This window comes from Candidatus Eisenbacteria bacterium, assembly GCA_016235265.1.
Classification (GTDB): domain Bacteria; phylum Eisenbacteria; class RBG-16-71-46; order RBG-16-71-46; family JACRLI01; genus JACRLI01.
The window spans coordinates 1-22,380 of the sequence record JACRLI010000025.1; the positions used below are offsets into that span (position 1 = coordinate 1).

Here is a 22,380-nt window from a genome sequence, read left to right on the forward strand (position 1 = left end):
AGCGCTCAACGGGGCTGCCCCCACCCCCACACCTGCCGGGCTCGCCACCTGACCCTGGCAAAAACTGCGTTCCGAGCCTCACCAGGCCAACAACAAGCCTCGCCACCACTACTCCAACTGGCTTATCGACGGATTACGGGGAAGAGGCCCGGGGATTCGGGGCTCAGGGTGCCTCCCCGGGTGCGTCCCACCGCCCGCATGAAGCGGGACGCGGGCGCAAGAGGCCCGGCGCGGCGCCACGGGACATGCAGTCGGGGGCCGCAGCCTCGCGGCCACGGCCCCCACCGGTGCGTCGGAATGCGGCCCTGATGGACCCCCGCCTACTCTGCCGGCAGGTCCTCGCCGCCCTCGCTGACCACCACCGTCTCCGGAGAGCCGTCGGCGCTGTTCGAGGGGTTGGGCGTGTGGTCCTTCATGAACTGGTCCACCTCGGCCTTGTCCGCGTCCTGGAGATAGGCCTTCGCCGACAGGATGATCCGGCGGCTGGCCACGTCCACGCGGGTGACCTTCAGGCTGAGCGGGTCGCCCGGCTTGAAGGCGTCCGAGGGCTTCTTGAGGTTCTCCACTCCCAGCTGGCCCGAGGGCACGAAGCCCTCGATGTTCTCCCCGAGGTCCACGATCACGCCGCGATCCAGGATGCGGGTGACGTTGCCCTTGAGGATCTGGCCGGGCAGGTACTTGTCCGACAGGTTCGGCCACGGGTCTTCCTCGAGCTGCTTGATGCCCAGGGAGACCCGGCGGTTCTCCTTGTCGATGTTCAGGACCATCACGTCCACCTTGTCGCCCTTCTTGAGCATCTCGGACGGGTGGTTGACGCGGCGGGTCCAGGACATGTCGGAGACGTGCACCAGGCCGTCAATGCCCTCCTCCAGCTCCACGAAGGCGCCGAAGTTGGTCAGGTTCCGGACCTTGCCCGACACGCTCGAGCGCACCGGGTACTTGAGGTCCAGCGTCTGCCACGGATCGGGCTCGATCTGCTTGAGGCCCAGCGAGATCTTCTCGTTCTCCTTGTCCACCTTGAGCACCACGGCCTCGATGATGTCGCCCTGCGAGACCACCTTGCTCGGGTGCCGCACGTGGCGCGTCCAGCTCATCTCGGACACGTGCATCAGGCCCTCGACGCCCTTCTCCAGCTCCACGAAGGCGCCGTAGTCGGTGATCGAGACCACGCGGCCCTTGACCCGCTGCTGGACACTGTACTTCTTGTCCACTTCCTCCCACGGGTACGGCGTGAGCTGCTTGAGGCCGAGCGAGATGCGCTCCTTCTCGGGGTCGAACGAGAGCACCTTGACCTGGATCTTCTGGCCGATCTGCACCACCTCGGAGGGGTGGCCGACGCGGCCCCAGCTCATGTCGGTGATGTGGAGCAGGCCGTCGATGCCGCCGAGGTCCACGAACGCGCCGAAGTCGGTGATGTTCTTCACCACGCCCTCGCGCACCTGGTCCTTCGCCAGCTCGGTGATGATCGCGCTCTTCTGCGCGGCGCGCTCCTCTTCCAGCACGGCGCGGCGGCTCACCACGATGTTCCGGCGGCGCTTGTTCAGCTTGATGATCTTGAACCGGAGCGTCTGGTTCATCAGCTCGTCGATGTTCTGCACCTGCCGCAGGGCGATCTGCGAGCCGGGCAGGAACGCCTCGACGCCGAAGAGGTCCACCACCACGCCGCCCTTGATCTTGCGGATGATGCGGCCCTCGACGACCTCGCCGCGGTCGGCCGCGTCCTTGACGCGATCCCAGACCCGCACGAAGTCGGCGCGCTGCTTGGACAGCACGACCAGGCCTTCCTGGTTCTCCATCTTCTCAAGGTAGACTTCGATGACGTCGCCCACGTTGATCAGGCTGCGGTCCGGGAACTCGTCGATGGAGATGACGCCCTCGGACTTGAATCCGACGTCTACCAGAACTTCCTTCTCGTCCACGCGAAGCACGGTGCCGCGTACGATCTCCCCCTCGTCGATGTCCTTGAGGGATTCCTCGTACAGGCCCATCATCCGGGCCTGCTCCTCGGCCAGGCCTTCGCGGGTGTCGTCGTCATCCACCGCTTCCATCATGCGTACGTGGACGCGCCGGGGACGCTCGCGCGGTGTCTCGTCGCGTTCCTCGGGCTGTAGGGTCTGGGTCTCTTCGACCATGATCGGGTTGCCTCCTCAAGGGTGAACAGGCCCCGGCCTGCCTGGGCCGGGGGCGGAATCTGCTTTTGGCGTCGCCCCGTCCGTGCCGGTTTCGAGGGCCAGCACCTGCTGCTCCAGAAGGGCAATCTGGTCCATTACCGCGCGGCCGATCCGGCGGTGGGCCTCCTTGCGCTCCAGGTTGAGCAACTCGGGATCCGGTTCCAGCGGCGGGCCAAAAGCGACCGTTATCTTACTCCTTCGCAGGGTGCAATTCAACATCCGATTCGAATTCCGCACATACGCCGGCACGATGGGAACCCCGCTCCCCAGAGCGAGATAGCCGATCCCCCCCTTGGGCGGCTTGAGCCGGCCGGTCCGATTGCGGCCGCCCTCGGGAAAGATCACGAGGCTGCCCCCGGCCCGCAAAACCTCCAGCGCCCCGTTGAGACCGGTCAGATCGGTGCTCCCGCGGTTGATGGGCACGGCGTTGACGCTGCGGATCAGCCGCCCGAAGACCGGGATCTCGAACAGCTTCTGCTTGGCGAAGTAATGCAACTCGATGTGCGAGGCCACCCCCAGGATCGGCGGCTCAAAGAACGAGAAGTGATTGCTGGCCATGATGAAGTTGCGCCCCCGCGGCAGGTGCTCGCGGCCGATCACCCGCATCGGGCCGATGCCCCGCAGGATCCAGCGGGCCAGCGCCAGGATGAACCGGTACCAGGGCCTCACGGGCCCTTCCCCTCCCCGCCGGGCCAGGGTCCCCACGCATCCGGCCAGCGCGCGCGCACGGCCGCGAGCACCCGCTGCACCTGGGCGTCGAAGCTCAGGCCGGTGGTGTCGATGCGCGCGGCGTCGTCGGCGGCGCGCAGCGGGCCGTCGGCGCGGCCCTCGTCCGAGGCGTCCCGCTCGGCGATGGCGCACTTCACCTTTTCCAGCTCGGCGGGCGTGGGCACCAGGCCCTGCTGCCGGATGCGACGCCGGGCCCGCTCGGCCAGGTCGGCGTCCAGGAACACCTTGATGGGCGTGTCGGGGCACACCACGGTGCCGATGTCGCGGCCTTCCATGACCACCGAGCCGGAGCCTTCCGCCAGGCGGCGCTGGGCGCCGACCATGCGGGTGCGCACCCGGCCGTGCGAGGCCACCACGGAGGCGGCCCTCGAGGCCTCGGGGCTGCGGATGTCCACGCTGACGTCCTCCCCGTCCAGCAGCAGCCGGCCCGCGGGGTCGAAGCGCAGGCTCACCCTCTCGAGCAGCTCCACCAGGCCGGGTTCCGATTCCAGCGGCACCCCGGCACGCGCGGCGGCCACCGCCAGCGCGCGGTACATTGCGCCGGTGTCCACGTAGGCGAACCCGAGCCGTTCCGCCACGGCGCGCGCGGTGGAGCTCTTGCCGGCCCCGGCCGGGCCGTCAATGGCCAGCACGCGCTGCGGGCCGTTCACGGCTGCCACTCCCGCAGCGTGCCGAGGAAGGTGGGATCCGAGGTAAGGACCGCCCCGATGTCCTCGATGCACACGTCGCCCCCGGCCGCCAGCCCCGCCACCGCGAAGCTCATCACGATCCTGTGGTCGCCGTGGCTCTCCACGGAGCCCCCGCCGAAGGGGCGGCCGCCGTTGCCGCGCACGGTCCAGCCGTCCGCCCGGGTCTCCACGTGCGTGCCCAGCGCGCGCAGTCCCGCCGCGGTGGTCTCGATCCGGTCGCTCTCCTTGACCCGGAGCTCCTCCGCGCCGCGCACCGTGGATTCGCCCCATGCGGCCGCCTGGGCCACCCCGAGCGCCGGCAGCTCGTCGAGCAGCGCGGGCACCTCGGGGGGCTCGATGTCCGCGGCGCGCAGCGCCGAAGCGCGCACCCGCACGCAGCCGCGGGGCTCGCCGTCCCCGGCGTCCACCTCGATTTCCAGGTCCGCCCCCATGCGCTCCAGCACGCGCAACGCGCCGATGCGGGTGGGATTGAGGCACACGTCCTCGATCTCGATCTCCGCGCCCGGCACGATCAGCGCGGCCACCACCCAGAAGAGCGCCGCGGAGGGGTCCCGCGGGACGCGGAACCGCGCGCCGGCCAGGCGCGCGCCGCCCCTCACCGCGGACACCAGGCCATGGCGTTCCACGGGCACTCCCCAGTGCGGCAGCATCCGCTCGGTGTGGTCGCGCGACAGCGCCGGTTCGGTGACGCGCGTCACTCCCTGCGCGCGCAGACCCGCCAGCAGCACGCAGGACTTCACCTGGGCGCTGGCCACCGGGGACGTGTACTCGATGCCGGCCAGGCCGCCGCCTTCCACGACCAGGGGCGGCAGGCGGTCGCCGTCGCGCGCCGAGACGCGCGCCCCCATGCGCCGCAGCGGTTCCACCACGCGGGCCACCGGTCGGCGCGAGAGCGAGGCGTCGCCGGAGTACTCCGCGCGGATGGGAAAACCGGCGAACGCGCCGGCCAGCACGCGCATCGTGGTGCCGGAGTTCCCGCAGTCCACGCGCAGGTCGAGCCCGGAGGGATCCTTCTCGATCCCGGTCACCAGCCAGCCATCCTCGGAGCGCTCGTAGCGCGCCCCCAGCTGCTCCAGGGCGGTGCGCGTGCGGGCGCAGTCCTCGCCGGGATTCACCCCGGAGAGGCGGCTCTGGCCCGCGGCGAGCCCGGCCAGCAGGAACGCGCGGTGCGAGATGGACTTGTCCCCGGGCGGATGCACCGTCCCTCGGAACGGTCTTCCCGGGTGGACGCGCAGGCGATCGGTCACGGGCAGAGGTCCTCCAGCGCACGCAGCGCTCGTTCCGGGTCCGGGTCATCGAAGCAGTCGGCGAGCGCGGCGGCGCCGCCCGCCACGCGCCGCAGCGCCGCGGCCACGTGGTCGCGGTTCGCGGTCAGGATGTCGGCCCACAGACCGGGAGAGCTGCGGGCCAGGCGGGCCAGCTCGCGGGCCACCGGGCCGCCCTGCGCGGGCACCAGGCCTTCGCGGCCCCAGTCGTTCCGGAGCAGCCAGGCCAGCAGCTGCGGGAGATGGCTGAGGGAAGCGGCCATGCGGTCGTGGGCGTCCGGATCCGCGCGGAACGTCACGGCCCCCAGCGCGTCCACCAGGGGCTCGAGTTCCGGCAGCGGTCCGGCCGGGGCGCACAGGTACCACGGCGCGCCGGCGAAGAGGTCCGCGCGTGCCGCGGCCGGGCCGCTGGACTCGGAGCCGGCCATGGGATGGCCGCCCACGAAGCGCGCCCCGCCGCGGGCGGCGAACAGCCGCGCGCCGGTCGCGCAGATGGCCCGCTTCACGCTGCCGGTGTCGGTGATCAGGAGCGTGGCGGGCGCGCCGGCCAGATCCTCCAGCATCCGGACGTTGGCGGACGGCGGCGCGGCGAGGAACAGCACGTCCACCGAGGCGGAGAGCTCGCGCGGCCCGTCGCACAGCCGGTCGGCGGCCCCGCGGTCCCGGGCCACGGAGCGCGCGACGTCGTCGGGATCAAAGCCCAGCACCCGCACCCCGGCCTGGCGCAGCCCCAGGCCGATCGAGGCTCCGATCAGGCCGAGGCCGGCCACGCCCACGCGGAGGTCCTGGATGGGGCGCGCGGCGAGGCGGGGATCGCTCATCACCGGGCTCCGCCGAGAACCAAGGTCAGCGCGCCGCGACGGGCCGCAGCACGTCGCGGAACGCGCTCACCAGGCGTTCCGTCTCTTCCATCGTGCCGCTGGTGACGCGCAGGTATTCGGGGGACAGGCCGAACGCCACCATGTTGCGGACGATAATCCCGCGCCGCTCCAGCTCCGCCTGGACGGGCCGTGAATCCGCCGGCAGCTTTACCAGCACGAAGTTCGCCTGCGTGGGAGTGACCTCCACCCCCAGGGACTCCATGCACTCCACGATCCGGGTCAGGGAAGCCTGGTTCAGCGCCACGGCGCGGCGCACGTGGTCCTGGTCGCGCAGGGCCGCCGTCGCGGCCGCCTGCGCGGGCGTGTTCACGTTGAAGGGCAGACGGGCGCGGTTGTAGTAGTCCACCAGCGCCGGCGGGGCGATCATGTAGGAGGCTCGGAATCCCGCCAGCGAGTAGGCCTTCGAAAAGGTGCGCAACTCGGCCACCGGCCGGCCGGCCCGCACGTACTTCAGAATGTCGGGGAAGTCGGGCCGGGTGGCGTACTCGGCGTAGGCGTGGTCGAACACCACCAGCACGTCCTCGCCGATGCCTTCCATGAAGCGGTCCACCTCGTCATGGCCCAGGGACGTGCCCGTGGGATTGTCGGGATTGCAGATGAACACCAGCCGGGTGCGCGGGGTCATGGCCGCGCGCATCGCCCGGAGGTCGTGACCCAGGTTGCGCGGCGGGACCGCGACCGGGGTGGCGCCCACCGAAAGCGCGGACATCCGGTACAGCAGGAACGACGGCGGGTGCGTGAACACCACCTCGTGCCCCTCGCCGCAGGTGAGCATCGCCGAGAGGTAGATGCTCTCCGAGGAGCCGTTGAAGGCCGCGAAGTGGCTCTCCGGCAGTCCCCAGTGCCGGGCCAGTTCGCGGCGCAGGTAGTAGCAGCCGGCATCCCCGTAGCGGTTGGCCGAGCGCATGCAGTCGCGCACGGCCTGGAGGGCCAGCGGTGAGGGGCCCGCGGGGTTCTCGTTCGACGCGAACTTGAGGGCGCCCTCGATCCCGAGCTCGCGCTCGAGCTCCTCGATGGGCTTGCCCGGGGTGTATGGCTGGATGGCCCGGATCCCCGGGCGGATCAGCTGGTCGAAGGCAGGCATTTCCCCTCCTCGTCCTCTCCGGTGTCTGCGACCGAAGTCCCAAGCTACCACGGCCGAGCGGGGCCGTCAAAACGGCCCTGGACCGCGGCTGGGGGCCGTCGTCCCTTCAGCGGGTGACGGAACGGGGAAAGGAACCGAGGACCTTGAAGAAGGCGGTGCCGCGCTGCACCGCGGTGAGCGCGGTCTTGAGCGGCTCCTCCTGGTGGTGGCCGTCGGCTTCGAGGTAGAAGAGGTGGTCCCACGACCAGCGCGCGTTGGCGCGGTTTTCGAGCCACACCAGGTTGATCCCGGTGGATGCGAAGCAGCCCAGCAGCCCGTGCAGGAAGCCGGGGCGGTTGTCGAGGGCCACCAGCAGCGCGGTCTTCTCCTCCGCGGCCCGCTTGGCGGGCTCGATGCCCAGGATCAGGTAGCGGCGCGCGGCTCCGGGCACGTCGTCCAGCGCCTCGGCGATGACCTCCAGCCCGGCCAGCTCGCCCAGGATGCGGGTGCCGACCGCCGCGGCGCCCGGGCTGCGGGCCGCCAGCCGCGCCGCCTCCAGGCCGTTGCGCACCGCCACGCGCTCCACTCCCGGGTGCATCAGGTCGAGGTGGCGGCGGCAGTGGGTGAAGGAGTAGGGGTCCCCGATCAGGCGCGCCACCGGCCCCGCCGAGCCGGCCAGCAGGCAGTGGCTGTTCTCCACCAGGAACTCGCCCACCACCGGGAACGGGGAATTGAGCAGCAGGTCGAAGGCTTCGAAGCCGGGGTCTTCGCCGGACGGCGTGATCGGGAAACAGCCGAAGTCCGCGGAGCGGGCCTGCAGGGTGCCGAGCAGGGCGTCGGCGTCGGTCATGGGGGCGCAGAAGGCGGAGCTGCCGAAGCGCGACGCGGCGGCCTCGTGGCCGAACCCGCCCTCCTCCCCCAGGAAGGCGACCCGCGTGGGCGCTTCGAGCGCGCGGGACGCGGAGATGATCTCCCGGAAGATGGCTTCGAGCGAGCGGGCGGGGAGGCGGCCCGCGCCGAGCGCCACGGCACGGGAGATCACCGTCTCCTCGCGGCCCGGGTCGAACACCGCCGAGCCCTCGGCCGCCTTCAGCGCCCCGATGCGGCCGGCCACGTCGGCGCGCTGCGCCAGCAGCGAGACCAGGTCGCGGTCAATGCGGTCGATCTGCGCGCGGAGGTCAGTGAGCTCGTCCATGGGTCCCCTGTCTCGGGCCGCGGCGCGGGCGCGCCGGCTCGCGTTGCATCAAACGTTCGAGGTCCAGGGGGCCCAGCTCGCGCCACTCCCCGGGCTGCAGCCGGCCCAGCAGCAGCCCGCCGATGCGCACCCGCTTGAGGCGTTCCACCGGCAGGCCCACGGCCGCGCACATCTCGCGGATCTCCCGCTTGCGGCCCTCGAGCAGCACCACCGAGAGCCGCCGCGGCCCGGTCTGCTCCACGCGCTCCGGTCGCACCGGCCCCAGGGCCTGCGTGCGCACGCCGCGTCGGAGGCGGTCCACCGCGACCTCTTCCACGTCCGCGCCCACGGTGACGCGGTACTCTTTTTCCACGCGGTTTCGCGGATGGGTGAGCCGCAGCGCCAGGTCGCCGTCGTTGGTGAGCAGCAGCAGCCCTTCGCTGAGCAGGTCCAGGCGGCCCACTGGAAACAGGCGCTCGCGCCGGTTCGGGAGCAGGTCGAGCACCGTCTCGCGACCTTCGGGATCGTCCACCGTGGAGACGTAGCCCGGCGGCTTGTACACCATCACAGTCACCTTGGAGGCGGGCCGGCGCAGCGCGCGCCCGTCCACCGTGACCCGGTCGCGGGCCGGGTCCACCTTCTGCCCCAGTTCCGCCGGCCGGCCGTTCACCTGCACCCGGCCTTCGCGGATCAGCTCGTCGGCCTTGCGCCGGGCGGCGACGCCGCACTCGGCGAGGTACTTACCGAGCCTTGTCTCCATCGGAGCCGCCCCCCGGGGCGCCGCTGGGCTCCTCCCAGGCGGCCTCCAGTTCGTCGAGTTCGGCCGCAGTCATGCCCTCGGCGTCGCCGGACGAAGGCGGCCCGGACGCCGCCGAGGTCCCGGGGGTGTCCGCCGCGGCTTCCGCCTCCAATCCGTCGAACAGGCCCGCTTCGAGCCCCTCGCGGTCCTTCAGGAGTTCGGCCAGTTCCTCGGGCTTGGGCAGATCGGTGAGGTCGTTGATGCCGAAATAGACCAGGAACTCCTGGGTGGTCCCGTACAGGAGCGGGCGGCCCACGGTGTGGGCCCGGCCGCGAATGCCCACGAGATTGCGCTCCAGCAGGTGTGCCAGCACTCCCGAGGAGTCCACACCGCGGATACCCTCGATGTCGGCCTTGGTCACCGGCTGGCGGTACGCCACGATGGCCAGCGTCTCCAGTGCGGCGCGCGAGAGGCGCGCCTTGCGCCGCCCGCGGAGCATGCGCTGCACGTACGGCGCGTACTCCGGGCGCGACACGATCTGCCAGCCGCCGGCGACCTGCACCAGGGTCACGCCACGGCCCGCGCCCTCCAGCTCCGCGCGGAGCTGCTCGAGGAGCCCCCCCACCTCGGGGGCGGCGAGCGGCGCCAGGGCCTCGGCCAGCGCCTCGAGCGTGAGCGGCTGAGGCGCCGCGAACAGCAGCGCTTCCAGGGCGGGCAGCAGCCCGGAAGGCTCATCCCCCCGCGGGCTGGGGTCCCGCGGCTCGTGCGGGTTGGATCCAGATGTCGCCAAACGATTCCTCCTGCTCGGCCATGATCTCGCCGAGCTTCATCAATTCCAGGAGCGCCATGAAGGTCACGATCATCTCCAGCCTGCGCCGGCAGCGGGCCAGCAGCTCGGTGAAGCGAATCCGCCCCCGGCCGGTGATCTCCTGCCGGATGCGCTCCATGCAGTCCTCGATGTAGATCGCCGGCGCCTGCACTTCGTAGACCGCCGCCTCCACCGACGCGCGCAGCTGCACCTGCCGGAATACGTCCAGCAGGTCGAACAGGCTCACCGGGCGCAGCGGCAGCGGCTCGCTGCGATCCAGGCTCTCGGGCAGCCCCCGCTCGTAGAGGCAGCGGCGCTCCTCCTCGCGCTCCCGGAGCCGGCCGGCCACCTCCTTGTACTTGCGGTACTCGAGCAGTTGTTGCACCAGCGCTTCGCGAGGGTCGCCCTCCTCCTCCTCCTCGAGCGGCGTGACCGGGAGCAGCATCTTCACCTTGATGCGCATCAGCGTCGCCGCCATGACCAGGAACTCGCCGGCCACGTCGAGGTTGAGCGCGCGCATCAGGTCCAGGTATCGAAGGTACTGCTCGGTGATGCGCGCGATCGGAATGTCATAGATGTCCACCTCGTCGCGCTTGATGAGGTGGAGCAGCAGGTCGAGCGGGCCCTCGAAGCCCTGGATCCGGACCTGGTAGCCGGCCTGCTCGGGCGCGCCGGCGCCGGCCGGCGTGGATGCGCCGGTCCCGGGCGATCCGGGCGCGGTGGCCCCGGGCGATCCGGGCGCGGAGGTCCCGCGAGCTTCGGGCGAAGAGGTCCCGGGCGCCTCGGGGGCGTCAGGCGCGGCGGAGGGAAGGTCGTTCACGGGATCGCTCATGGCAGGTGCATCGCTTCCCGCACCTCGGCCAGGGTGGCCTCGGCCACCCGGCGGGCGCGCGCCTCTCCGTCCTGCAGCACGTCCTCGACGTATCCCGGGCGGGCCATGATGGCCGCGTGGCGCTCGCGGATGGGTGCCAGGGCCTCCGCCAGCTTTCCGGCCAGGTACTTCTTGTCCTTCACGCAGCCCAGCGCGCCCGCGCGGCACTGCGTGGCGATGCTCTCCGCCTCCGCGGAGTTGAACTTGCGATGGTACTCCCACACCACGCAGCCCCGGTGCAGCGGACGGCCTTCGCTGTCCAGTTCCGAGGGATCCTCCTCGGGACGGCCGGGATCGGTGAGCCGGGCCTTCCGGGGGTCGGTGTAGGCCATCTTCATCCTGGCCTCGATCTCCTCCGGGGAGTCGGTGAGGTGGATGGTGTTGCCCACCGACTTGCTCATGCGATTGCCCTCCAGCCCCCGCAGTCGCGCGAACGCGGTCAGCTTGGCCTCGGGCTCCGGAAAGATGGGCTCCCGCCCCGCGCAGTAGACGTGGTTGAAGCGGCGGGCGATCTCGCGGGTGAGCTCCACGTGCGGCACCTGGTCCTCGCCCACCGGCACCACGTTGGCCTTGTAGATGAGGATGTCCGCAGCCTGCAGCACCGGGTAGCCGAGGTGGCCGTAGCTGATCACCTGGTCGTCGATGTGCAGGTCCCGCGCCTGCTCCTTGAGCGAGGGGTTGCGCTCGAGCCGCGCCTTGGTCACCAGCATCGAGAACAGCAGGTGAAGCTCCGCGTGCTCCTTGATCTTCGACTGGCGGAACACCGGCGTCTGCACGGGATCAATGCCCGCGGCCAGCCAGTCGGCCACCATGGCGTGCGTGTCCGCGGCCAGCCTGGATGTGTCCTCGTATCCGGTGGTGAGCATGTGCCAGTCGGCCACCATGTGAAAGTTCTCGTACTGGCCCTGGAGCGCCACCCAGTTCTCGAGCGCGCCCACGTAATTGCCCAGGTGCATGCGGCCCGTGGGGCGCATACCGGAGAGGATGCGCCCGCGGCTCACGAGAGCCTCCAGTTGCCGGAGGGATCGGCCCACCGGAGCAGCGAGCCGCCCAGCACCCGCGTGGGGAAGGCGATGAGCCAGGTGCGGACCTGCGGAACGGCCATGATCAACGCGAGCACCCCGAATTGAATGTAGATGTTTTCGTGCAGCAGGGCGTCCCGCAGCGGCGGCGCCAGGAACGCCAGCACCTTCGAGCCGTCCAGGGCCGGCAGCGGGAGGAAATTGAACACCATCAGCATGCTGTTCACCAGCACGCCGTAGGCGAGCATGAACCGCGCCCGCCGCGCCCACCGTCCCAGGCCCAGCACCGGGGACACCACGCGCATGAGCCCGGCGCACGCCACGGCCAGCGCCAGGTTGGTGAGCGGCCCCGCGATCGCGACCACCATCATCACGAACGGCGTAAGCGCCGGGCTCACCTCGACGGGCTTCGCCCAGGCGATGAAGAACGGCGAGCGGATCAGGATCAGGAACGTCGGGATCAGCACCGAGCCCCACAGGTCGATGTGCGGAAACGGGTTCAGCGTCAGCCGGCCGGCGTCGAGCGCGGTCGGGTCCCCGTACACCAGGGCCATGTAGCCGTGCATGATCTCGTGGAGGATCACGGAATACAAAAGAACCGGCCCCACCAGGAGCCAGCGTCGAAGCGCGTCCTTCAATGATCCTCCGAGGGGCCCCGGGCCCGTGCCCGAGGCGCCGTCACTATACGGGCCTGCGCGCGCGCGTTCAAGCAGCGAATGAACCGGGGCGCATGCGACGGGCGCGGCCGCACGTGGCAGCCGCGCCCGAAGACTCACGCCGGCGGCGCCACGGCGCCGCGGAAATCAGTGCACCAGCACCAGGCGGCGCTCGGCGGACTGCGAACCCGCGCGCAGGCGGTAGAAGTACACGCCCGAGGCGGCGCCGCGGCCGTCCCAGGTGGCCTCGTGGGCGCCGGCGCTCATGCGGCCCTGGGCCAGCGTGGCCACGCGGCGACCGGCCAGGTCGAACACCGCCAGGTCCACCGGCCCGGCGGCCGGCAGGATGAACCGGATGCTGGCGCGCCCCGGAGTGGGATTCGGCCGGCTGCGGCCCAGCGCGAAGGCCGCGCTCCCTCCCGCTTCCACGTCCACGATGTGGGCGTTGGAGTCCGAGATGTCGGCGGCGAAGTTCTTCGCGGTGTCCCACGCGGTGACCCGGGCGCGCACCTGGCCGTGGGCGGTGACCGGCACGGTCCAGGGCTGCGAGCCGGTGTTGGCCACGCCGTGCGCCAGGGTGGTCCAGCTTCCGCCGCCGTCCTCGGACACCTCGATCTTCACGGTGTCCACCTGGATGCTGTCCACGGCCGTCCACGTGATGTTGTGCGACGAGCCGCCGACCCAGTTCTCCCCGCCCACCGGCGAGGTGACGTTCACCACCGGGGGCGTGTGGTCCAGCGATGCGAACACGTCCAGCTTGCCCCAGCCCCAGATGGAATTCGGCACCGCGCCGGTGAAGCCGTCGCGGCGGGTGTGGGGCTCGAACGACGCCTTGATCAGGCTGGGCGTGACGCCGGTGCGGTACTCCAGGAACAGCGCCACCGCCCCGGCCACCAGCGGGCTGGAGAAGCTGGTGCCCTGGTTGATCTCGTGCACGCCGTCGTCCACGTCCCCGCACACGCCGATGGCGCCCGACTGGTCGGAGTGCGTGGTCGCGATCCCGAAGCCCGGCGCGCTGATCTCGGGCTTGAGCACCCCGTCCCGGCGCGGCCCGTTGCTCGAGAACGAGGCGATGGCGTTCATCGGCGGGCTGGAGGTGTAGGCGCAGGTGCCGCCCTGGGCGCACGAGAACCACGACGGCTTGGTGGTGTGCGCCGCCACGGTGAAGACGCTGTCGGCGTCGCCGGGGCCGCCGACGAGCGTGCTGTTGTCCAGCCCGGTGACCACCTGGGGCGCCGCGCCGAGGCTGCCCAGCGAGTACACGTACATCCAGATATCCACGCGGGAGGCCAGCGGGCTGCCGGTGTTGGTGACCACGTCGATCTCCCAGGTGCCGTTCTTGGGCGGCCGCGCGGCGAGGGAGTCATACAGTTGGATCTCGAACTGGCGGTCCCGGGAGGTCCCGCCGAAGCCCTGGTTGGCCACCTGGTTGACCACGAAGATCTTGCCGTCGACGGTGTTGCTCTCCTTCATCTGCCCCAGGCCCACGGACACGGTGTCGGTGGCCGCCGGGCCTTTCACGCGGATGGTCAGCGACACCGTGGGGTCGTACCAGCCGGCGATCAGGATGTAGTCGTTGAACGTGCCGCCGCGCGCGGTGTAGGCGGGCACGCTGACGGTGAACTTGTCCACGCCCACGGTGTTGGAGGTGGTGGTGAGCTTGCCGTGGATCTTGCTGTTGTTGCTGTTGCCCGCGGACGCGACGATGATCTTGTTCACTCCGGAGAGGGCGCCCACGCCCGTGGAGAATGCGTCGGAACCGTCGTGGGGGCCGGAGTGGCCGCCCAGCGAGAGGTTGCACACCGCCGGCCGGCCCAGCGCCGCGGCCTTCTGGAACACGTAGTTGACGCCGTCGATGATCCCGGTGTCGGTGAAGTTCGTCTTCACCTGGATGATGCTCGCCTCGGGGGCCATGCCCACGTAGCGGTACCCGGGCTGGGAGCAGCCGGTCTCGCTGCCGTTGCCGGCGGCCGTGCCGCACACGTTGGTGCCGTGGCCGTCCAGGTCCATTTGGCGGATGGAACCGGGGGTGTTGTCGATGTCGTTCTTGGTCCACTCGCTGCCGTAGGTGAAGGTCGAGGGGTTGGGGCCGACCAGGTCCGTCTGGTCCCAGATGTAGAGAATGCGCGTCTTGCCGGTCACCGGGTCCTGAAAGTCCGGCTTGTTGAAGTCGATGCCCGAGTCCACGTCGCCGATGATCACGTTCCTGCCGGTGTGGCCGGGGTAGACCGGCGGGCTGCCGCTGGGGGTGCCGTGCTCGAGATCGCCGCGGGTGTCGGTCATCGCGGCGTTGAGGTGCGGCTCCATGTAGCGCTCCAGCCGGGCGTTGCGGAGGCCGGAGACCAGCATGAGGTTCCTCACCTCGTCGGGGCGCACGCGCGCCGTGAACAGGTGACCCACCTGGGTGTTGACGCGGATCCCGCTGGCTTCCAGTTCGGAGCGGGAGCCGTCGAACTCGAACAGGACGCCGAACTCGGTGGGGCGCACGTAGTCCGGAGTCACGCGCGGCCCCTTGAGGCCCAGCGTGGCGACGGGCGCGGGCAGCGGGCGGTTGGCCAGCGGGATTTCTCCGCCCTCGGCGACCGCGCGCAACCCGGGCTCGAGGTCGGAGAGCTTGCGCACCTGCGCCTGGGAGCTGACGGGCTGGACGAGCAGGGCGGCGAAGGTGAGGAATAGAATGGACCGCAGTCGCATGGGTAGGCCTCCGGCTGGGCGGCTCCCGGGACAGCCCCGGTCGCCAATCCTCGATGGTGGTTCCGCGCGTTGTTCCCAAGCCGGGCGCTTCCTGCCGCAGGGGGGTTCAGCTGCGCGGGAAGGCGACGGCTTCACATTAGCATAACTATATACCAAAACGCGACTTCTGTCAATCCCGATGGGCCTCGGAGGGCTCAATCCCGGCCTTCCCCGCACTCTTCGATGGGGATGGGCGCCCCGGGGATCCCGCCCGCAAATGAAAAAGCGCCCGGCTGGGCCGGGCGCTGCGGGGCGCGGGCCGCGAAACGCGGCATGGTCATCCGCACGAAAATAAAATGGTGGAGCTGAGGAGGATCGAACTCCTGACCTCATGACTGCCAGTCATGCGCTCTCCCAACTGAGCTACAGCCCCACGACAGTCCGGAATTCTAGTCCGGGCGGACCCTCCGCGTCAACCGTTGCCGGTGGTTCCCGGCCGCAGCAGCTTCCACAGCACGTACTCGTTGACCATTCCCTGGGTCTCGTCGTCCAGGTTCTGGAACGCGCACGCCAGGTCGTAGACCACCGCCCCCCGCGCGGGCTTGGCCGACTTCTCGCAGCGCACCACCACCGCCTCGCAGTGCAGCACCTGCGTGGCCTTGTTGGCGCCGAACTTGGGCAGCTGGATGCTCAGGTCGAGCACGGTCAGCACCGGGAGCGCCGCCTTGACCAGGCAGTACACGCCGCCGGTGCTGATGTTCAAGCTCTCGGCCACCTGCGGGCCGCCCTTGGCGCCGCGCTCGCTGATCTGCAGCGCCAGCCTGGCCTCGACGCGAGGGTTCCGGCGGCGATCGCTGCGGGCATCGGACTTGGTCATGCGACTCCTTTCCAGGCTCACGCGGGCCGCGGCCTACTGGGGGCGGGGACGCCGGCCGCGCGCGCCGCGCCCCGCCGGGGCCGCCAGCGGCTCGGCGGGCGCGAACTCGAGCTGCCGCGCTTCAAGATCGGCGCGCACCAGGCGCACCGTGAGCTCGTCACCGAGCCGCACCACGGCCCCGGTGCGCCGGCCGCGCACCAGGGCCCGCTCCGGTTCCCAGACGAAGTGGTCCTCGTGCAGGCCGGCAAACCGTACCATGCCTTCCACCGGGAAATCCACCAGCTCCACGAAGAAGCCGCTGCGGATCATCCCGGTCACCACGGCGGGGAAATCCTCCCCCACCCGCGGCTCCATGAAGCGCACGCACTTCACCGTCACCGCCTCCCGTTCCGCGTTCATGGAGCGGATCTCGGTCTCGGTGCACTGATCGCCCATGGCCGCGTAGTCCTCGGAGTCGTCGGAGGGCTCGCCGGCGATCCAGCGATGCACCTGGCGGTGGTTGGCCAGGTCGGGGTAGCGGCGGATGGGCGAGGTGAAGTGCGCGTAGCGGCTCACCGCCAGGCCGTAGTGCCCCACGTCGTCCGGCGAATAGCGCGCCTTCGACAGGGAGCGCAGCAGCAGCGTCTGGATCAGCTTCCGCTTCACCTCGGAGGACTGCCGCAGGTTCACGTGGCGCACCCAGTCCTCGCCCCGCCGCCGGCGGTCGGGCAGGTGCAGCCCGAGCGCCTCGGCGAGTTGCGCGAACTCGGCCAGGCGGGCCTCGAGCGGTTCCTCGTGGATCCGGTACAGGAAACGGAAGTTCCGCTCCGCGGCTTCCAGGCCCACGGTGCGGTTCGCCAGGATCATGCACTCCTCCACCAGCTGGTGCGAGCCGCGCTGGCGGTGGCGGTGCAGCTCGAGGGGCGCGCCGGACGGATCGAGGGTGACCCGGGTCTCGGGCAGGTCCAGGTCCAGTGAGCCCTGGGCCAGCCGCGCGGCCTTCAGCAGCGAGGTGACCTTCGACAGTCCTTCGAGGAGTCGGCGCAGATCTTCCGGGGCGGGCTCGTCCCCCTGGAGGATGCGCTCCGCCTGTTCGTAGGAGAGCCGGTGGTCGCTGCGGATCACGCTGGCCACGATGCGATGCCGCTGGGGCCGGCCCTGGCCGTCCACGCGCACGAGCACGCTCAGGGCCAGGCGGTTCACGCCCGGCTTGAGGCTGCACACGTTGGAGGACAACGCCTCCGGCAGCATCGGCAGCACCATGTCCGGCAGGTAGGTGCTGTTGCCGCGGCGCAGCGCCTCCTCGTCCAGCGCGGTGCCCGGGCGCACGTAGCTGGCCACGTCGGCGATGTGCACCCCCAGCTCCCACGAGCTCCCGTGGGCCACCAGGGACAGTGCGTCGTCGTGGTCCTTGGCGTCGGGCGGGTCGATGGTGACCGTCAGCGGCTCGCGCAGGTCGGTGCGCCCCCTCGGCACGCCCCGGGGGGGGACCGCGGCGCGCTCCGCCTGCTCCAGCGCGTCGGGCGGGAACTCCAGGGGCAGCCCGGCGTCCAGTGCGACCATGAGACTGTCCCAGCGGGGCTCGTCGGCGCGGCCGAGGCGCTCCACCACGCGGGCGCGCGCGGGATCGCCGCGGCGCACCGGCGGCATGCGCACCACGGAGAGCTGGTCGCCCGGGGACAGCCCGGCGGGGTCCTCGAAGACCATCGCATCGGCGGTGTCCGCGCGGTAGGGACGGAACTCCAGCCCGCCGCGGCGGCGCACCACCTGGCCCAGCAGCGGGCGGGTGCGGCGCTCCACGATGCGGCGCACCCGTGCGGCGTCCTGGCCGCGGCGGTGGGCCACGGCCTCCAGCTCCACCAGGTCGCCGGGGAGCGCCTGGTTCAGGTCGTCCCGCTCCAGGAATACGCGGGTGCCCTGCCGGAGCACGAAGGCGCGTCCGTCGCGGGTGAACTCGAGCTCCGCGATCCAGCGCGCGCGCCCCCTCCGATCGACGCTGGGGCGCCTTCGGGCGGGGGCCGGTGACCTCGTGCGGCGGGACATCCTTGAGGTGGGCCGCAGGTGTGGGAATTCGGGCCGACAGGCGCACCCGGGCGGGCCGCGGCGGGAGCCGCGACCCGGCCCGGTGCTAGGCCTGCCAGGTCCGCTTCTTGTGGCGGTTCTTGCGACTGCGCTTCTTGCGCTTGTGCGTGGCGATCTTCTTTCGCTTGCGCTTCTTTCCGCAACCCATGCAGGCTTCCTTCGGTTGAGGTAGACGGGACTACGAACCGGTCGAGTTTCCGAGGACCAGGTTCTTCAGGTCGTGCGAAGGCTTGAAGACGGGCACCACCTTGGCCGGCACCATGACTTCCTCGCCGCTCCGGGGGTTGCGCGCGCGGCGGGCCTTCTTCTCGCGCACCTTGAAGGTGCCGAAGCCGCGGATTTCGATGTGCTTGCCGTCGCTGAGGGCCTTGCTCACGACTTCGAGAAGGTCATCCACGATCTGGGCAATCTGGCTCTTCGGGATGCTGACTTTCCTGCCGATCTCTTCGACCAGGTCCGCTTTGGTCATGAACTCCTCCATAAACCCCGGCACGGCCGACCGGAGGCCAATCGCGGGTCGGAACTTCGGATTGGCCAGCAGTTTAGCCGGAAACGCATCCGGCTGCAAGCATCTCAGAAAAGCCGGTACTCGAGTCGGGCGGGAGGCGGCTGTTCCATGAGCAGTCGCGAACTCCCCTGCCGGTCGGGCTCCAGGAAGCGACGGAGCAGGTCGAACAGCGGGTTGGGACGGTCCTCGTGGGTCACGAGCGTGGGCCTGCCGGAGATGCGGGCCATGACGGCCGCGCAGTCGATCGCCGCCTGGAGATCCCCGAGGTGATCCACCAGCCCGGCGCCCAGGGCCTGGCGCCCGGTCATGGGCCGGCCGTCGGCGATGGCCCGCACCTTCGCCTCGTCCATGCCCCGCCCGTCGGCGACCGCCTCCACGAACTGCTCGTAGGCGTCGTCCACCAGCGACTGCAGCGACTTGCGCCCCTCGGGGCTCAGGTCGCGCCAGCTGCTGCCCACGTCCTTGACCGGGCCGCTCTTCACGATCTCCCATTTCACGCCCACCTTGCGCATCAGCTCGGCGGCGGTCGGAAAGTCCATGATCACCCCGATGCTGCCGGTCACCGTGCCCGGGTTGGCGAAGACGGTGTCCCCGGCGCAGGCGATGTAGTAGCCGCCGGAGGCGCACACCTCGCCCATGGAGACCACCACCGGCTTGTCGTTGTCGCGCAGGCGCAGGACCGCCTCGTACACCTCCTGGGAGGGCGCCACCGACCCGCCGGGGCTGTCGATGCGCAGCACCACGGCCCGGATGGAGCTGTCGTCGTTGTAGCGGTTCAGCTCCTCCACCAGGTCGCGCGTGTCCCGGATCACCCCGGTGATCTCCACCAGCGCCACGCGCCGGGTGAAGGACGGCATGTTGTGCGCGTCGGGCCGCAGCATCCAGCCGGCGGCCAGGGCCACCACGGTGATCACCGCGAAGGTGCCCGCCACGAACAGCATGCACCCCGCCAGGTAGTTCTTTCCGCGTCCGGCCGTCCCGCTCACGGCGCCCTCCGCACTTCATCCACCAGCCCCACGACGGCGGCGTCCACGGCGTGCTCCTTGCCCGGCAGCGCGTGGGCGGCCTCGCGGCTCTTCACGAAGAAGCACCGCTGGCCGGGAGCCGCGCTCACCAGGTCCACCGCCACCAGGGCGCGCCCCACGGACTTGCCCTTCTCGTCACACGGCTCGATCAGCAGCAGCCGCTGCCCCACCAGGGAGGGCACCTTGGTGGTGGCCACCACGGTCCCGATCACCGTCGCCAGGTTCACGATCCGATCGCCTCCGCCAGGAAGTCCTTGTGCGGCCGCGGCAGCACCTGTGCCGCGACGAACTGCTGCGAGCGGGCCGCCTCGCGCTCCGCGGCCTCGGCCGCCGCATTCACATCGCTCACCGTTCCGGTGAACGTGAAGTATGCCTTGCCGCCCAGGCCGTTGGCCAGCCGCAGCTCATGGAGCGTCACCGGGGCGGTCTTCAGCGCCTTGTCCGCGGCGCGCACGCCGGAGGCCGCCGAGGCGGTTTCGACGATCCCCAGCGCCTGCCGCGGCGGCCGCGGGGCCGTCCCGGCGATCGCGGGCAGCACGCCCGGGTGCAGGTTGGGGATGAACAGCGAGTCCACCAGCGTCTCCCCCGCGGCGGCCAGGCCCATGCGCAGGGCGGCGTCCACGTCGGCCACGCTGCCGGAGACCACGGCCCAGTAGCGGCCGGGGCTGATGGGCTCCGCGCGCAGCAGGCGCACGTGCGCCGCCTTCACCATCTCGTCGGCGGCGTGATGGCCGCGGGCGACGCTGGTGGTCTCCAGCGCGCCGAGCGCGGGCGCCGCACGGTCGGGCGCGCTCATACGATCCGGAAGGAATCCACCAGCGTGCAGCGGCGGATCCGGGTGAACGTGCGCGCGGTGGTGAGCCCCTCGCCGGTGGGCGTGGAGATGGTGAAGCTGGTCGGGCCCTCCCCGCCGAAGCCCAGGCCCGCGAAGTTGGGGCCGTTCTTCACGAAGATGGAACAGTCCACCGCGCGGGCCATGTCCGAGAGCTTCTCCACGTCGCGCGAGTGCATGCAGGCGGTGTGGCGGAAGCCGTGCTCGGCCTCCACGGCCATGCGGATGCAGGCGTCCACGTCCGGCAGACGCACCACCGGGAACACCGGCATCAACTGCTCGCTCCACACCAGCGGATGGTCCGCCGGCACCTCCACCATCACCAGCCGGTGGTCCTTTTCCGGCTCGAGGCCCAGGGCGCGCAGGAACACGTTGGCGTCCTTGCCGATGAACTTGCGGTTCATGTCGGCGTGCTTGCGCGGCCCGCGGGTGCGCTCGAAGATCAGCGACTCCAGTTTCGAGAGCAGGTAGGGCTTCAGCTCGAAGGCGCCCGCCTGCACCATGGCGGCCTTCAGTTGGTCCGCCACGGAGGCCACCACGAAGCACTCCTTCTCGGCGGTGCAGATGATGTTGTTGTCGATGGAGGCGCCCGCCACGATGTCGCGTCCGGCCCGCTCGATGTTCGCGGTGGCGTCCACCACCACCGGCGGGTTGCCCGGCCCGGCGCACACCGCGCGCTTGCCCGAGTTCATGGCCGCCTTCACCACTCCCGGCCCGCCGGTCACCACCAGCAACCGGATGCCCGGGTGGCGCATCAGCGCCTCGGTCTTCTGCAGGCTGCCCTGGCTCAGGCCCACCACCGTGTTGGGCGGGCCGCCGGCCTCCACCACCGCGCGGTCCACGATCTCGATGGCCTTGAGGCTCACCTTTTCGGCGGCGGGATGCGGGGCGAACACCACCGTGTTGCCCCCCGAGAGCATGCTGATGCTGTTGTTGATGACCGTCTCGGAGGGGTTGGTGGAGGGCGTGATGGAGCCGATGACTCCGAAGGGTGCGCGCTCGATCAGGGTGAGGCCGTGGTCACCGCTGTAGACGGCGGGCTCCACGTCCTCCGGCCCGGGTGTCAGTTCGGTGACGATGGAGTTCTTGGTGATCTTGTCGCTGACCCGCCCGAAGCCGGTCTCTTCGACGGCCATCTCCGCGAGCATCCGCCAGGCCTGGCGCGAAGCCTCGCGCACCGCGCCGATGGCCTTGCGCCGCCACTGCAGGCCCAGCGCCCGCATGGCCGGCCCGGCGGCCGCCGACGCCGCCACCGCCGCGTCCAGGTCCGAGAAGGCGGCGCGGCCCTCGAGGCGCACCGTGCCCCGCGGAACCTGGGCTGCGGCCCCCGGCTCGGGCTGCTCGAGGCGCGTCATCACCTCCTGGACCAGCTGCTGGATCCGCGTGGCGTCCATGGAAGGCTACGCCCGGGACGTGCTCTTGGCGAAGCGGGTCTGTCCCCCGACCTCGAAGGAATCCACGATGGCCATGATGACGCAGTCCACCGGCTTGTCGCGGGTGACGTCCGTCAGGCGGGCGGAACTGCCCGAGGCGCACAGCACGATCTCGCCCGTGCCGGCCTGCACCGCGTCCACCGCCACCACCACCCCGCCGGTCGGCTTGAGGTCCAGCCCCACCTCCCGCACCAGGAGCAGCTTGAGCGTCTGCAGCCGCTCCTCCTTGCGGGTGGAGACCACGGTGCCGATGACCTCGCCCAGGATCATCGGACTACTTCTTCCCGGTGTCGGCGCCGGCCTTGCCGATGGGAAGCGCGTCTTCCAGCTGCGTGTGCGGGCGCGGGATGACATGGACGCTGACCAGCTCGCCCACCTTGGCGGCCGCCGCGCCGCCAGCCTCGGTGGCCGCGCGCACCGCGGCCACGTCGCCTCGCACCAGCGCCGTCACGTAGCCGCCACCGATCTTCTCGTAGCCCACCAGCTTGACCCGGGCCGCCTTCACCATGGCGTCCGAGGCCTCCACCATGGCGACGAAGCCACGGGTCTCGATCATTCCCAGGGCGTCTTCCTGCATCGTCCCTCCGAGCGGGTTCATGGAAACAAGAAAACCGCGCCGGACGCTCAACTCTTGAGGATCGTGCCCTCGAGTTGCGCGTGCGGCGCGGGGATCACATGCGCGGCGACCAGGTCGCCGATCTTCTGGGCTGCGGCGCTGCCCGCGGAAACCGCCGCGCGGACCGCCCCCACGTCTCCCCGGACGCAGGTGGTGACGAAACCGCCGCCGATGATCTCGTACTGGGCGAGCCGGACGTTGGCGGTCTTGACCATCGCGTCGGTGGCATCCACCAGCCCCACGAACGTGCGGGTCTCAATCATTCCCAGCGCCTGTGCGGCCAACCG

23 protein-coding genes and 1 tRNA gene are annotated in these 22,380 nt (G+C 70.8%); all 24 read right to left on the minus strand.

The window, feature by feature from the left end:
* Positions 1–320 precede the first annotated feature (320 nt).
* Positions 321–2,132 carry a 30S ribosomal protein S1 gene (locus HZB25_13685; protein ID MBI5838285.1) on the minus strand — a complete coding sequence of 604 codons (1,812 nt, stop codon included), beginning with the start codon at positions 2,130–2,132 and terminating at the stop codon, positions 321–323.
* 15 nt (positions 2,133–2,147) lie between these two features.
* The gene (locus tag HZB25_13690) at positions 2,148–2,840 is read right to left on the minus strand and encodes a 1-acyl-sn-glycerol-3-phosphate acyltransferase (protein ID MBI5838286.1); all 693 of its coding nucleotides are present in this window, start codon (positions 2,838–2,840) and stop codon (positions 2,148–2,150) included.
* Entirely contained in the window at positions 2,837–3,532 is a 696-nt protein-coding gene (locus tag HZB25_13695) for a (d)CMP kinase (protein MBI5838287.1), read from the minus strand. Before HZB25_13695 ends, HZB25_13690 begins: the two co-directional genes overlap by 4 nt.
* 14 nt (positions 3,533–3,546) lie before the next feature.
* The gene (gene aroA, locus HZB25_13700; protein MBI5838288.1) at positions 3,547–4,824 is read right to left on the minus strand and encodes a 3-phosphoshikimate 1-carboxyvinyltransferase; all 1,278 of its coding nucleotides are present in this window, start codon (positions 4,822–4,824) and stop codon (positions 3,547–3,549) included.
* A gap of 8 nt (positions 4,825–4,832) precedes the next feature.
* Positions 4,833–5,675 carry a prephenate dehydrogenase/arogenate dehydrogenase family protein gene (locus HZB25_13705; protein ID MBI5838289.1) on the minus strand — a complete coding sequence of 281 codons (843 nt, stop codon included), beginning with the start codon at positions 5,673–5,675 and terminating at the stop codon, positions 4,833–4,835.
* A 25-nt stretch (positions 5,676–5,700) separates the two neighbouring features.
* Positions 5,701–6,819: a histidinol-phosphate transaminase gene (gene hisC, locus HZB25_13710; GenBank protein MBI5838290.1), complete on the minus strand. Its 1,119-nt coding sequence runs from the start codon at positions 6,817–6,819 to the stop codon at positions 5,701–5,703.
* Between the two features lie 106 nt (positions 6,820–6,925).
* Positions 6,926–7,993, minus strand: a complete 1,068-nt coding sequence (locus HZB25_13715) for a chorismate mutase (GenBank protein MBI5838291.1) — start codon at positions 7,991–7,993, stop codon at positions 6,926–6,928.
* Positions 7,977–8,732 (minus strand): rRNA pseudouridine synthase, encoded by a 756-nt coding sequence (locus tag HZB25_13720; GenBank protein MBI5838292.1) that lies wholly within the window; start codon positions 8,730–8,732, stop codon positions 7,977–7,979. The genes HZB25_13715 and HZB25_13720 overlap by 17 nt, the downstream gene beginning before the upstream one ends.
* On the minus strand, positions 8,713–9,432 hold the full coding sequence (scpB, locus tag HZB25_13725; protein ID MBI5838293.1) for an SMC-Scp complex subunit ScpB: 720 nt from the start codon (positions 9,430–9,432) through the stop codon (positions 8,713–8,715). Before scpB ends, HZB25_13720 begins: the two co-directional genes overlap by 20 nt.
* A 10-nt stretch (positions 9,433–9,442) precedes the next feature.
* Positions 9,443–10,159 (minus strand): segregation/condensation protein A, encoded by a 717-nt coding sequence (locus tag HZB25_13730; protein ID MBI5838294.1) that lies wholly within the window; start codon positions 10,157–10,159, stop codon positions 9,443–9,445.
* Positions 10,160–10,347: 188 nt separating this feature from the next.
* On the minus strand, positions 10,348–11,391 hold the full coding sequence (trpS, locus tag HZB25_13735; GenBank protein MBI5838295.1) for a tryptophan--tRNA ligase: 1,044 nt from the start codon (positions 11,389–11,391) through the stop codon (positions 10,348–10,350).
* Entirely contained in the window at positions 11,388–12,050 is a 663-nt protein-coding gene (locus HZB25_13740; protein ID MBI5838296.1) for a site-2 protease family protein, read from the minus strand. The genes trpS and HZB25_13740 overlap by 4 nt, the downstream gene beginning before the upstream one ends.
* A gap of 165 nt (positions 12,051–12,215) precedes the next feature.
* A complete protein-coding gene (locus HZB25_13745) occupies positions 12,216–14,762 on the minus strand; it encodes a S8 family serine peptidase (protein ID MBI5838297.1) in 2,547 nt (848 codons plus the stop codon).
* A 336-nt stretch (positions 14,763–15,098) separates the two neighbouring features.
* Positions 15,099–15,174: transfer RNA gene (locus tag HZB25_13750), tRNA-Ala, on the minus strand.
* A 39-nt stretch (positions 15,175–15,213) separates the two neighbouring features.
* Entirely contained in the window at positions 15,214–15,618 is a 405-nt protein-coding gene (locus HZB25_13755; GenBank protein MBI5838298.1) for a PilZ domain-containing protein, read from the minus strand.
* Between the two features lie 33 nt (positions 15,619–15,651).
* A complete protein-coding gene (locus HZB25_13760) occupies positions 15,652–17,526 on the minus strand; it encodes a VacB/RNase II family 3'-5' exoribonuclease (GenBank protein MBI5838299.1) in 1,875 nt (624 codons plus the stop codon).
* 331 nt (positions 17,527–17,857) lie between these two features.
* A complete protein-coding gene (locus HZB25_13765) occupies positions 17,858–18,148 on the minus strand; it encodes an integration host factor subunit beta (GenBank protein MBI5838300.1) in 291 nt (96 codons plus the stop codon).
* A 104-nt stretch (positions 18,149–18,252) separates the two neighbouring features.
* Entirely contained in the window at positions 18,253–19,173 is a 921-nt protein-coding gene (sppA, locus tag HZB25_13770; protein ID MBI5838301.1) for a signal peptide peptidase SppA, read from the minus strand.
* A complete protein-coding gene (locus HZB25_13775) occupies positions 19,170–19,439 on the minus strand; it encodes a EutN/CcmL family microcompartment protein (protein ID MBI5838302.1) in 270 nt (89 codons plus the stop codon). The genes sppA and HZB25_13775 overlap by 4 nt, the downstream gene beginning before the upstream one ends.
* Entirely contained in the window at positions 19,436–20,008 is a 573-nt protein-coding gene (locus HZB25_13780) for a BMC domain-containing protein (GenBank protein ID MBI5838303.1), read from the minus strand. Before HZB25_13780 ends, HZB25_13775 begins: the two co-directional genes overlap by 4 nt.
* The gene (locus tag HZB25_13785) at positions 20,005–21,438 is read right to left on the minus strand and encodes an aldehyde dehydrogenase EutE (protein MBI5838304.1); all 1,434 of its coding nucleotides are present in this window, start codon (positions 21,436–21,438) and stop codon (positions 20,005–20,007) included. The genes HZB25_13780 and HZB25_13785 overlap by 4 nt, the downstream gene beginning before the upstream one ends.
* Positions 21,439–21,444: 6 nt before the next feature.
* The gene (locus tag HZB25_13790) at positions 21,445–21,747 is read right to left on the minus strand and encodes a EutN/CcmL family microcompartment protein (protein MBI5838305.1); all 303 of its coding nucleotides are present in this window, start codon (positions 21,745–21,747) and stop codon (positions 21,445–21,447) included.
* Positions 21,748–21,751: 4 nt separating this feature from the next.
* On the minus strand, positions 21,752–22,054 hold the full coding sequence (gene eutM / locus HZB25_13795) for an ethanolamine utilization microcompartment protein EutM (GenBank protein ID MBI5838306.1): 303 nt from the start codon (positions 22,052–22,054) through the stop codon (positions 21,752–21,754).
* Between the two features lie 47 nt (positions 22,055–22,101).
* A complete protein-coding gene (locus HZB25_13800) occupies positions 22,102–22,377 on the minus strand; it encodes a BMC domain-containing protein (protein ID MBI5838307.1) in 276 nt (91 codons plus the stop codon).
* Positions 22,378–22,380 lie beyond the last annotated feature (3 nt).